The sequence below is a fragment of the Gemmatimonadota bacterium genome (assembly GCA_026702745.1).
Classification (GTDB): domain Bacteria; phylum JAAXHH01; class JAAXHH01; order JAAXHH01; family JAAXHH01; genus JAAXHH01.
Genome location: JAPPBT010000065.1, coordinates 129,826 through 142,195, shown reverse-complemented (window position 1 = coordinate 142,195; position 12,370 = coordinate 129,826). Strand labels below are relative to the sequence as shown.

Below are 12,370 nucleotides of genomic sequence, written 5' to 3'. Positions count from 1 at the left end.
GTCGTGTCGAATTCCCCCGATCTCCCCATCCTTGACCCTAGTAACCTGCCCGGCTATACTCTCCTACCATGTACCGGACCCTATTCTGGTTCCTCCTCCCCCTCGTCATCACCGAACTGATCTACGAACTGGGCATCCAGGTCATCAACGGCGGCATCGCCCGTGTGCCCCGGCCCACCGAAACCCTGGCCGCGTACGGAATCGCATGGGGGCTGACGTCTTTCCTGACCGGCACCGTCTCCCAGACCCGGCAGATGTCCATGGTCCTCGTCCGGGACCGGGCGACCTTCCACACCGTGTTTCGATGCGTCGCCGGTTTCGGCGGCCTGCACTTTCTCATCCTTGCGTGTCTGGCATTTACACCGGTGGGACTATGGGTGATCGACGAGCTTCACGCTGTGGACCCGATCCTCGGCGGCACGGTGCGCAGCGCGCTCGGACTCCTGCTGCCCATACCGCTGATCGTGGGCATCACGAGGTTCCTGTCGGGTCTGCTGTTGCGGGTGCGAAGGACCGACATCATCAGTTATGCCATGATGGCGGGCATCAGCATGAGCGTGGTGTCCGTGTTCCTGTTCCTTCCGACGCCGACTGTTCAAGCCGATCCCATCCTGCTGCCGGTGGCCGCGACCTACTTCGGCGTCCTGACGGAACTGGCCGTGATCATCTACGGTTACCGGCGATTCGTCCGGCGGACGCTGAAGCGGTCGAGTGGGGAAATCGTAAGCGGGGAAACCGAAAAGGAGCGGGTAGCTGGGCAGGATGCGGGTCAGGATGCGGCCGTCGAACCGGTCTCCCGGAGACAGCACCCGCTGACCGCGGGCTACGTACTGAGGTTCTATTGGCCCCTGGCCGTAACGATCGGCATCCAGGCTTTGAGCCGGCCCATCATCAACCTGTTCGTCGCCCGGGGCGCGGACGGCACGGAATCCCTGGCCGTGCTCACCATCGTGTACGCCCTCGCGCATCTGCCCTACGGGTGGCTGAACGAACTCAAGAACCTGCCGCCCGCCTTTCAGCGGCAGGACCCGGAAGGCCGGATCATCCGACGGTTCACGGCCATCTGCGGTCTGATTTCCTTTGGGACGATGGTCCTGATGTTCTGGACCCCGGTGAGGTTTTTCCTGCTGGAGACCCTGATCGGCGTGGATCACGATTTCGCCGTGCGCTGCACCGTGCCGCTGATCATCTTCTCCTTTTTTCCGCTCGCTGTCACGATCCGGTCCTACCTCCACGGGATCGCGCTGCGGGACCACCGCACGGGCGCCATCGCGCCGAGCGGCCCCGCACGGGCCGGCGCGATCGTCATCGTCGTGAACGTACTCGCGCTCTTCGATCTGCACGGGGCGATCCGCGGCGTGGCCGCCCTCTACAGTGGGTTTGTCACGGAAACGATCGTGGTCCGGTGGCGCATGGGCAGAAGGCGCGGCTAGCTGGCCGTCTCCCTCCAGCCCTTCGTGATGTTCAGGAAGGCGTCGATGTCCTGCTCGTTGTTGAACATGGCGGGACCCACGCGGATCTGGGCGTTGTTCTCCCGGAAGGACAACCAGACGCTTGCGTCGTTGAGCTGCTTTTCAATCACTTCGTGGTCGGCGCCGTGGTTGAAGGACACGATGGCGGACTGGTTGCCAGGCGGCGTGAAGACCTCGAACCCCTGCTCGGTCAATCCGGCGTGCAGGCGGTGCGCCAGGGCGACCGTGTGCTGTTCGATCCGGTCGGTGCCCACGTTCAGCAGGTAATCCAATGACGCGGAAAGCTGGTAGATCGCCGCGAAGGCGGGGGTGGCGTATCCGAACTTCCTGGCATCGGTGTAAAGCGTGTACTGGTAGTCGGGAAGCCGTTCGTCTACCATTCTCCATCCCAGGCGGTCGGGTTTCACCACGTCCATTACCGATTCCCGCACGTAGAACGGCGCCACGCCAAAACCGCCGAGGAGCCACTTGTAGGATCCCGTGGTGAGGAAATCGACCCCGGTCGGTCCGACGTCGAGATCGACCATGCCCACGCCCTGGACGGCATCCGCGTACAGGTAGGCGCCCTGGGCGTGAGCCACGTCCGCCAGGGCCTTAAGATCGTGGCGATAGCCATTCCGGTTGGATATCCAGGCCACGGAGACCAGCTTCGTGTTCTCGTCCACCATCTCGGCGAAGGCTTCGGACGAAGCCACGCCGTCCACGTTCCGGACGATGCGCGTTTCGATGCCCAGGGTCTCGGCAAGTTGACTGTACATAACGAGCGAAGTCATGTAGTGGAGATCGTCGATCACTACGTTGTCCCCAGCCTTCAGGTCCAGGGAGTTGACCACGATGTTCTCCCCCTCGCTGGTGGACGAAACCAGTCCGATCTCGCCCAACTGTGCCCGGATAAGGCGTGAGAACTTCTCTCGCACGGCTTCCTCTTCATCGAGCATGGCGCGCAAACTGACGGGATCGCGGGACTTGGCCGCAAGGAACTCGATGGTCTTGTCCACCGCGGGCTGTGGCGAGGGACCGATGTAAGGCGTATTCAGGTAAAGATTATCGCCGGCGACCGGAAAATCCGCGCGCACGCCCAGCGGATCGTCGCCGGAGGGCGGCGCGGCGCTGACATCCGCCGGGGCCTGGTTCGATTCGTCGCTGCATGCGAGTCCCGCGGCGCCGGCGAGGGCGGCCGTGGACACGACGCCCATGAACTCCCGTCTCGATACGGACATGAGTTGCTCCTTGTTGTATTTCCATGTTGATTGATGGTTTGTGCTGGGAATGGCGTACGAGGACGGTACAGAATCCGGTACCCGGCGTCAAGGAAAGTTCACTGGCCGGCGCCGGTCGAAATCCCTTGACGGTACGCGCCTTGAGGCATAGTCTGGCAGGGTTTCCAATTACCTCGATTCTTCCTACTATAATGCCGGTTCTGATCATACAGGGTTCAAGTCGGAACCCTTGTCTGGTGACTGATTTAAACGGATGCTGTCATAGGAGACCGAAGCATGTCCTTTCGCCACGCTATTCCAATAATTGGCCTGTTGCTCGCCGTACCGTTGCTCGCAGCACCCCTCCAAGCCCAGGAAGTCGATCCGCCTTTCGGTGATCCGGAGTACATCTCGCCCGACGCCCGCCTGGAGATGGTGTTCAACGAGGGCCTGGCCCTGACGGAGAGTCCCGCCGAGGGCCCGGACGGGATGATCTATTTCAGCGACATCACCTTCACCACGTCGGCAGGTGCGGATGGCATACAGGCCGGGCACATTTGGCGCTATGACCCGAAAACGGGCGAGACCACCATTTACCGGTCGCCGAGCGGGATGTCCAACGGGCTCAAGTTCGACGCCCAGGACCGGCTCATCGCCGCGGAGGGCGCCGACCAGGGCGGACGGCGGGTGACGCGAACGGACATGGAGACGGGCAAGGCCTACATCATCGCACACGAGTACGAAGGACGGCCCTTCAACGCCCCGAACGACGTGGCCATCGACGAACAGGGACGGGTCTATTTCAGCGATCCCAAGTACATCGGCAACGAATCGGTGGAACAGCCCGTGATGGCCGTGTACCGCATCGACACGGACGGCTCGATCCACCGGATCATCACCGACGCGGGCAAGCCGAACGGCGTGGTGGTCTCTCCCGACCAGCAGACCCTCTACGTGGTCAGCAACGACAACGGTTCCATCGACCTCGGCAAGATCACCCTGGACATCCCCGTGCACAAGGGACGCATGGCCCTGCTGGCCTACGACCTGCACGAGGACGGATCCGCCACCTTCCGGAGCGTACTCGTGGACTACCTGCCCGAGGACGGGCCCGACGGCCTGGTCGTCGACGTCGAAGGCAACCTGTACGTGTCCGAGCGCGACGTGACCCGGCCGGGCATCGCCATCCGCGCGCCGGACGGGACCGAAAAGGCCTTCATCCCCACCGGCGTGCTGCCCACCAACGTGGGCTTCGGACGGGGCGAGAACAGCAAGATCCTGTACATCACTGCGGGTACCGGGCTCTACCGGATCCCCGTGATGAAGGACGGCTACCACCTGCCACGGGGATAAACTCGGGAGTAATCGGGAATAGAAGCGGCTACCCAACGATCCACGACCTCGTCGGACCGGCTGGATGACCATGCGAACCGTCACCTGGCCGGTCCGGCGCCTCGCCACACGCTGCTCTGACCCATGTCCTTTCTAGACTGGACCATCGTCTTTCTCGTCAACGGCGGTATCGTCGTATACGGCCTGCTGGCCTTTCGCGAGAAAGGCGAAAGCTTCGACTGGTACCTGGCGGCCAAGTCCATGCCCTGGTGGGCCATCGGCCTGTCGGCCTTCGGCACCGCCGTGGACAGCGGCGACTACGTGGCCATTGCCGGAGGCTCGTACCAGTTCGGACTCTCCCAGCTGTCGCAGTGGTGGCTCGGGATCGCCATCGGTTGGTTCGTGCTTGCCTTTTTCGTCATCCTGCCCATGTACCGGTCGGGCGTCTTCACCAACGCCGAGTGGCTGGAGTACCGCTTCGGTCCGTCCGTCCGCATCATGGCGGTCCTCATCAACATCCAGTCCCGCACCAACGTCCTCGCCAACATCTTCTTCTCCATGTACCTGGTGCTGAGCGTCCTCGCCGGGTTCTCCACGACCGCCAGCTGGTTCGTCGTGGTGGCGGTGGCGGCGTCCGCGACCCTCTACGTGGTCCGCGGGGGTCTGCAGGCCGGTGTGTTCACCGACGCCGTCCAGGGCGTGGCCATGATCATTGGGTCTTTCGTGCTTTGGATCGTGGTCTGGGTCCGGGGCGGCGGGTGGTCGGGGCTGAACGAGCGCCTGGCCGCCGTGGACCCCGGACTGCCCGACGTGATGCTCCACGTGGGCGGTTATGCACCGCCCGGCGTCCCCGCGGCCGTGGTCATCCTCAGCTTCATCGTCGTGCTGACCATGTACGCCGTCATCAACCAGTACGAGGCGATCCGGTTCCTGGGCGCACGGTCGGAGTGGGATTTCAAGATGGCCGCCGTGGTGGCCAGCACGGCCACGGCCATTTGTCTCTGGTTCAACATCACCATGGGCCCCATGGCCCGGGCGGATTTCCCCGCCCTGGAAACCATCGACCAGGCCTATCCCCTGATGATCCAGGCCTACCTGCCCCACGGACTGATCGGGATCGTCGTGGCGGGACTCATCGCCGGCGGCTATTCCACCTTCGACTCCATCGGCATCGGCATTTCGAGCCTCTTCGTCCGCGACATCTACGCCCGGTTCATCGTGAAGCGCGCATCGGACGCCCACTATACCCGCGTGGGCCGCATCACGGCTCCTTTCATCATGGCCCTGGGATTTGCCTACGTGCCCTTCATCCAGGAGGGCATGCTGGCCTTCTACCTCCGGCTGGCCGGCGCCATCGCCGTGCCCCTCATGACGGTTATCCTCATGGGCGTCTTCACCCGCGTCCACCGCTCGACCGGCATCGTGGGCCTGCTCGTCGGGCTGGCCTACGGCGTGACGGCGATCCTTGGGGAAAGCTTCGAATGGGGCCTGCCGGTCTGGTACACCAACACCTGGTGGACCTATCTGTGGAACATCGTCCTGCCCGCGGCCGGCATGCTGGTCGCGTCGGCGCTGATCACGCTTCGAAGCGGCCCCATGTCCGACGAGGACCTGGAAGGACTCGTCTACGCGCGGGAAAACGACATCCCCTCGGTGCGCAATCGCATGGCCCACCGGCTGAAAGCCCTCGAAGGCACCTGGCTGCAGAAGACCCTGGTGGAGACGCCGATCCGCGGCGCCTATCCCTTCAAGCTGCCGCCCGGGGGACTGACGCTGTTCCGCCGACCCGGCGTACTGGCCCTGGGTTACCTGGCCATCGCGTCGGGCTTGCTGTTCGGGGTGCTGTGGTAAGAGGCCGACTATACTGTAATCAACCTGCCCGTTATTGAAACATCCGGCAAAGTTGGCGGGTCTTAACATCAATCCACTAGCGGAAATCCCATACCGGGATAATCCCGCCGTTTATACATGGAGTACATGATGAGCTCTTTTGGAATGTTCGAGTTAGTCTTCGGGGTCATTGTGTTGTTTTTGTTGGCAACCGTAGCACTGCCCATTTGGTTTACCTATAAAATCATCAGTCACAGAATACGGAATAGAAACAGACCTTGAGGAATCTGTTTAAAGAGGATTCCGTTTAGACCGCGCTCATCCAGCGTTCATTTTTTAACGCTTCCGGGACAGAACTACCTCGAAACGGACCCGCCCCGTAACGGACCCGCCACGTGTTCAAAAACTACCTGACTATCGCGATAAGAAACCTGCTCAGGCACAAGGGTTATTCGGCGATCAACGTCCTGGGACTGGCCATCGGTATTGCCTGCTGCGTGTTGATCCTGCTCTACGTGCAGGACGAGCTCAGCTACGACCAGTATCACGAGAAGAAAGACCGGATATACCGCGTGGTGGAATCCGCGACGGTAGCGGGCCGGTCCATCGAAGCCGCGGTGACGCCTCCGCCCTGGGCCCCCGTGCTGGCAAAAGACTATCCCGTCATCGAGGCGTATACCCGGATCAAGCCGCCGGCCTCCCGGTGGCTGATTCGGTACCAGGAAAAGCGGTTTTACGAGCGGTATTTCGCCTTCGTAGATTCATCGTTCTTCGACATCTTCACCTTCCCCCTGGTTCAGGGCGATGCGAAGACGGTGCTGGCCGACCCCCATACCGTGGTGCTGTCGGAATCTATGGCCGGCAAGTACTTCGGGGATGAGAACCCGGTCGGCAAAGTCATTACGGGCGATGACCTCTATGAGTTCACGGTAACCGGCGTTATGCGGGACATGCCGGAGAACTCGCACTTTCACTTCGACTTCCTGGCCTCCTATGGCTCCCTGGCGCCGCACGGACTCTACAGTGAACCGTCCACGATGCAGAACCACGGCTTCAGCCACGACCTGTTTACCTATCTACTGCTTCGAGAAGGATATGCACCCGAAGACCTGGAGCGAGAACTCCCCGGGTTCCTGGACAATTACCTCGGCGAACTGCTCGAGTCCGTGGGTATCGAGGCCCGACCCTACCTGCAGCCCATCACGGATATCCACCTCCATTCCAACATGGAAGCCGAAATCAGGGCGAACAGCAGTATCCGGTACGTGTACATCTTTTCCTCCCTGGCCGTCTTTGTCCTGCTGATCGCCTGCGTGAATTTCGTGAACCTTTCCACCGCCCGTTCCGCCCGCAGAGCGCAGGAAGTCGGCATGCGGAAAGTACTCGGCGCCCTTCGGAATCAACTGATTAAACAGTTTACTGGCGAGTCGATCCTGGTCGCCGTCGTCGCCCTCGTCATCGCACTGGGCCTGGTTCACCTGCTCCTGCCGCAGTTCAACCTGTTCTCCGGCAAGTCGCTGGCGATGGAATACCAGTCCACCTGGCTGGTGCCGACCCTGGCGGGCATCGCCCTGGTGACGGGCATCGCCGCAGGTGGATATCCCGCTTTTATCCTGTCCTCCTTCAGGCCGGTGGCCGTACTGACCGGCGCACTCAAGGCAGGCGCGGCCCTTTCGCTGCTCAGGAAAGTTCTGATCACGTTCCAGTTCGGTATTTCCATCCTCATGATCATTGGTACGCTCGTAGTCCTCGATCAGCTGGAATACATGCAGAACAAGCCCCTGGGTTTCGATGAAGACAACCTGGTCGTCGTTCGTCTGCCGGATGAGGAAGCCCTTAATGGTTATCCGGCCTACAGGGACGCCTTGATGCAGTATCCTGAAATCCTTAACGTGAGTACGGCGAACAGCATACCCGGAGGTCAGACGAGCCTCAACCTGGTTACGCCGGAAGGGGTGCAGGAGGATGAAAGCCCGGTGTACCAGATGATCCAGGCGGACTTCGGCTACATAAAAACACTCGGCATCGAGATGGCGTCGGGACGCACGTTTTCCCGGGCATTCGGCTCGGACTCCACCGCCTGCCTGGTCAACGAGGCGGCCGTCCGGTCTCTGGGATGGGACGACCCGATCGGCAGGACCTTCAGGTTGACCGGCGAGGATGATGACCCGCCCCTGAGCGTCATCGGCGTCATGGCGGATTTCCACGTCCAGTCGCTGCACCAACCCATAACGCCGCTCATGGTGCGTCTGGATACGGATCCCGATTCATTTATGGTCGTCAGGATACAGGGTACAAACGTATCACGTGGGCTTGAAACACTCCAGGAACAGTGGCGGAAGACCTATCCGAATCATCCAGCCCTGGATTACTCGTTTCTCGATGACGACCTCAGGCAACTATACCAGGCCGAACGGCGACTGGGTTCCGTGTTCATCGCCGGCGCGGTGCTTTCGATCCTGATCGCCTGCCTGGGACTGCTGGGGCTGTCGTCCTTCATGGCGGAGCAACGGACCCGGGAAATCGGCGTACGGAAGGTCCTCGGCGCAACGATATCGAACGTGATCCTGCTGTTGTCGAGGGACTTCACCAGGCTGATCCTGCTGGCCTTCGTGCTCGGAGCGCCGGCGGGTTACTACGCCATGCAATCGTGGCTGGAAGACTTCCCATACCGTATCGAACCGGGCCTTGGGGTGTTCCTTTTCGCGGGTGTCGCGGCACTGGCGGTCGCCTGGCTGACGGTGGGATTCCAATCGTATAAGGCCGCGGCCGCCAACCCGGCGGAAGCGGTGCATGCGGAGTGAGATGATACCATGATCCGAAACTACCTGACCGTCGCCTTGCGAAACCTGCGCAGGCACAAGGGCTATTCGGCCATCAACGTCCTGGGACTGGCCATCGGCATGGCGAGCTGCGTGCTGATCCTGCTCTACGTGCAGGACGAACTCGCCTACGACCAGCATCACGAGAAAAAAGACCGCATCTACCGCATCGCGGAGTCCGCTGTGATAACGGACCGGCCGATCGAAGCGGCCGTCACGCCCCCGTCCTGGGCGCCGGTCCTTGCGCGGGACTATCCGGAAATCGAGCTGTACACCCGGATCAAGCCGCCGGGCTCCCGCTGGCTCATCCGGTATGAGGAGAACCGGTTCTACGAGCGGTACTTTATTTTCGCGGACTCGTCGGTCTTCGACATCTTCACCATCCCGCTTGTGCAGGGTAACCCCCAGGCCGCCCTGGTCGAACCGCATACCGTGGTGCTGTCCGAGTCCATGGCCGACAAGTACTTCGGAGACGAGAACCCCATCGGGAAGATAATCACGGGGGACGACCTCTACGAGTTCACCGTAACGGGCATCATGCGGGACATGCCGCGGACGTCCCACTTCCATTTCGATTTCCTGGCTTCCTTCGCCACGCTGGCGCCGAACCAACTCTACTACAGCGATCCGGACGACATTCAGAATGGCGGGTTCAACCACGACCTGTACACCTATCTGCTGCTTCGGGAAGGCGCCACGCGCGAGGAGATGGAATCCAGGTTCCGCCCGTTCCTGGACAAGTACCTCGGCGAAACGCTCCAATCCGCGGGCATTGAAGCCAACCCCTACCTGCAGCCGCTCACGGAGATCTACCTGCATTCCAACATCGAAGCCGAGCTGCGGCCCAACAGCGACATCCGCTATGTCTATATCTTCACGTCCCTGGCCGTCTTCATACTCGTCATCGCCTGCGTGAATTTCATGAACCTGTCCACCGCCCGGTCCGCCCGCAGGGCGCAGGAGGTCGGAATCCGGAAGGTCCTGGGCGCCCAGCGCATCCAGTTGATCCGGCAGTTCATCGGCGAATCGGTACTGCTCGCGCTGGTCGCGCTGGTCATCGCCCTCGCACTGGTGCACGTGCTGCTGCCGCAATTCAACCTGCTGTCCGGCAAGGACCTGTTCATGGACTACGGGTCGGCCTGGCTGGTGCCGGCCCTGGCGGCCATCACGCTTTTCGTCGGTTTCGCCGCCGGTGGATATCCCGCCTTCCTGCTCTCTTCCTTCAGGCCGGTGGCCGTGCTGACCGGCGCGCTGAAGTCCGGCGCCTCCCATTCGGTACTCAGGAAGGTGCTGATCACCTTCCAGTTCAGCGTCTCGATCCTCATGATGGTGGGCACGGCCGTGGTCTTAAGCCAGCTGGAGTACATGCAGAACAAGCGGCTTGGATTCGAAAGCGAGCACCTGGCGGTCGTCCGCATGCCGGATGAAGCGGCCCTCCGGGGATATGGGGCCTACAAGAACGCGGTGCTGCAGTATCCCGAGATCCTGAAGGTGAGCACTTCGAGCAGCGTACCCGGCGCGCAGACCAGCCTGAACCTGTTGACGCCGGAGGGGTTGCCGCCCGACCAGAGCCCTGTCTTTCAGACGATCTGGGGGGACTTCGACTTCGCGGAAACCATGGCATTCGAGCTGGCCGCCGGACGTACGTTCGACACCGCCTTCGCCACCGATTCATCGGCCTGCCTGATCAACGAGACCGCCGTGCGCGCCCTGGGTTGGGAGAATGCGATCGACAAGACCTTCCGCTTCGCGGGTTCGCCGGAAACCGCCCCGTCGCACCGGGTGATCGGCGTCATGAGGGACTTCCACCAGCACTCGCTGCGCCAACCCATCGAACCCCTGATGATCCTGTTCAACGCGCCCGGGCCGTACATGGTCATCCGGATGCGGGGGGAGGATCCGCGGCGGGGGATGGAGATCCTGCAGGACCAATGGCGGCAGACCTATCCGAACCACCCGGCCATGGAGATCTCGTTTCTCGACGCGAACCTCGAGCAACTGTACTCCGCCGAACAGCGGCTGGGCAGCGTCTTCATCGCCGGCGCAGCGCTCTCCATGCTGATCGCCTGCCTGGGGCTCCTGGGCCTTTCGTCCTACATGGCCGAACAGCGGACCCGGGAGATCGGGATCCGCAAAGTCCTCGGCGCCACCATATCGAACGTGATCGTGCTATTGTCCGGGGACTTCACGAAACTCGTCCTGCTGGCCTTCGTGATCGGCGCTCCCGTAGGGTATTTCGCCATGGGCGCGTGGCTCGAGGACTTCCCGTACCGGGTCGAACTGGGTATCGGGGTTTTCGTACTGGCCGGTCTGGCCGCGCTGATTATCTCCTGGCTGACGGTGGGATACCAGGCCTTCAAGGCGGCCACGGCCAACCCGGCGGACGCGGTACATGGGGAATGAGGGGGAAACTGACCTTCTGTATGGCTGATAATCTAAGATTCTCGGGCATAGATCAACTGGCGATAGTCTACTTTCGAATTGTCCACGAGTTATTTGTTAGGCGTTTTATCTTTTTGAAATGTCAGACTTGACAATGATATACCTATTAAGTCCGGATGGGGTAAGTTGTACGTTTGAGGCTTCACAAGACCTGCCGCTTTCAACCGGTCGTAGACCGACGCTAACTTCTTCACATCATCCAAATTGGTGTTTTTAGGTACGTGCCCTTCTGTAGTGTCTTTGATTTCATCGGCTATACTCATAGTTTCCTCTTAGACTATTTTACTGTGAAGGTAATACTGAAAACCAATTCTGCCTATGTATCCGGTTAACATGTCGTTATAGTCTCGGATCTTAGGTCTGAGTTTCTCATCACATGAGTAATCATCGATTTTCAATCTGATTACATCTTGTAACGTGCTGATTGAAATCATTCTACCGTGAGAATGCCACATTTGGTTATCGCCTAACAACTCAGCTACGTTACTTGCTCTTTCTTCTTTCTCTTCAAGAGTGACATCCTTACCATTCGACGAATGTACTTTCCAATCTTTAAACTTAAATTCCACCAACCATTTTTTTAACAGAGTCTCTGTCAGATCTTTAGCTTGCTCGTATCTACTTAATAAAGCGAGGTCTTGATTTTGAAGAATAACGAACTCAGCATCTGTCAACTCGTTGTTTTTAGCCTTCCATAGCATTTCTTCCACTTTATCCAAATACCCCAGTGCCGGAACCCACTGTTCTCCATTCCAAACTTGGGGGTCAATAGGACCTAAGAACGAAGAGTAATCCATGTAAATTCCATCACCAGACATACACAAAATCGTACCTGCTGAATAAACTCCGTCAGGAACGACAAAAAACACCTTTTTGTAATGATGTCTGATTATATCCACCATTTTTTCCGCAGTCTCAACACTGCCGCCAGGGGTTTTTAGAAAGAAATACAATGATTCATATTTAGGGTCTGATGAAGACGTGTTTTCAATAAAATCTCTAAATAACCGTAACATTACTTCGGTGATTTCACCGTAATAGAAAACAACATCTCCATTAAAGTGAACTTCAAGTTCTTGTAGTCTTTTCTTCAACTCATTAGAGATATCATCATCAAATTTATCGAGATTCATTTGGGTTTTCCCTAAATTGCTTTAGCGGATTGTCTAGCTATGTTAGTACGTTGCTTTTCCGCAATTCCATATTACGACTTAATCCTCCAGTCCTGCCACATATTGCACTTTGTGGATGCACGTTCCGCGTAACTTCAATC

At 59.5% G+C, this 12,370-nt stretch carries 7 protein-coding genes; 5 read left to right on the top strand and 2 right to left on the bottom strand.

Features of this window, described 5'->3' with window-relative positions; all coding sequences use genetic code 11:
* Window positions 1-68: 68 nt before the first annotated feature.
* Window positions 69-1,433: a hypothetical protein gene (locus OXH56_10715; protein MCY3555782.1), complete on the top strand. Its 1,365-nt coding sequence runs from the start codon at window positions 69-71 to the stop codon at window positions 1,431-1,433.
* Here the strand turns inward: OXH56_10715 and OXH56_10710 are convergent.
* Window positions 1,430-2,692 carry an aminotransferase class V-fold PLP-dependent enzyme gene (locus tag OXH56_10710; GenBank protein MCY3555781.1) on the bottom strand — a complete coding sequence of 421 codons (1,263 nt, stop codon included), beginning with the start codon at window positions 2,690-2,692 and terminating at the stop codon, window positions 1,430-1,432. The two genes, OXH56_10715 and OXH56_10710, sit on opposite strands and share 4 nt — an antisense overlap.
* A gap of 276 nt (window positions 2,693-2,968) precedes the next feature.
* Here OXH56_10710 and OXH56_10705 point away from each other — a divergent pair, with 276 nt between their 5' ends.
* The 4 genes from OXH56_10705 (at window position 2,969) to OXH56_10690 (ending at window position 11,058) form a co-directional block, all read left to right on the top strand.
* A complete protein-coding gene (locus tag OXH56_10705; protein ID MCY3555780.1) occupies window positions 2,969-4,024 on the top strand; it encodes an SMP-30/gluconolactonase/LRE family protein in 1,056 nt (351 codons plus the stop codon).
* 123 nt (window positions 4,025-4,147) lie between these two features.
* Window positions 4,148-5,854: a hypothetical protein gene (locus OXH56_10700; protein ID MCY3555779.1), complete on the top strand. Its 1,707-nt coding sequence runs from the start codon at window positions 4,148-4,150 to the stop codon at window positions 5,852-5,854.
* 374 nt (window positions 5,855-6,228) lie between these two features.
* On the top strand, window positions 6,229-8,637 hold the full coding sequence (locus tag OXH56_10695) for an ABC transporter permease (GenBank protein ID MCY3555778.1): 2,409 nt from the start codon (window positions 6,229-6,231) through the stop codon (window positions 8,635-8,637).
* Window positions 8,638-8,646: 9 nt separating this feature from the next.
* Window positions 8,647-11,058, top strand: coding sequence for an ABC transporter permease (locus tag OXH56_10690; protein ID MCY3555777.1), 2,412 nt, complete (start codon window positions 8,647-8,649; stop codon window positions 11,056-11,058).
* Window positions 11,059-11,369: 311 nt separating this feature from the next.
* On the opposite strand, the gene OXH56_10685 is transcribed toward OXH56_10690, so the two are convergent.
* On the bottom strand, window positions 11,370-12,230 hold the full coding sequence (locus tag OXH56_10685; GenBank protein ID MCY3555776.1) for an ATP-dependent Clp protease proteolytic subunit: 861 nt from the start codon (window positions 12,228-12,230) through the stop codon (window positions 11,370-11,372).
* Window positions 12,231-12,370: the final 140 nt, after the last annotated feature.

What these genes read in the sequence shown, in the direction of transcription:
- OXH56_10715 (MCY3555782.1), top strand. Translation starts at nt 69, where the DNA reads ATGTACCGGACCCTATTCTGGTTCCTCCTCCCCCTCGTCATCACCGAA.
- OXH56_10710 (MCY3555781.1), bottom strand. Translation starts at nt 2,692, where the DNA reads ATGTCCGTATCGAGACGGGAGTTCATGGGCGTCGTGTCCACGGCCGCC.
- OXH56_10705 (MCY3555780.1), top strand. Translation starts at nt 2,969, where the DNA reads ATGTCCTTTCGCCACGCTATTCCAATAATTGGCCTGTTGCTCGCCGTA.
- OXH56_10700 (MCY3555779.1), top strand. Translation starts at nt 4,148, where the DNA reads ATGTCCTTTCTAGACTGGACCATCGTCTTTCTCGTCAACGGCGGTATC.
- OXH56_10690 (MCY3555777.1), top strand. Translation starts at nt 8,647, where the DNA reads ATGATCCGAAACTACCTGACCGTCGCCTTGCGAAACCTGCGCAGGCAC.
- OXH56_10685 (MCY3555776.1), bottom strand. Translation starts at nt 12,230, where the DNA reads ATGAATCTCGATAAATTTGATGATGATATCTCTAATGAGTTGAAGAAA.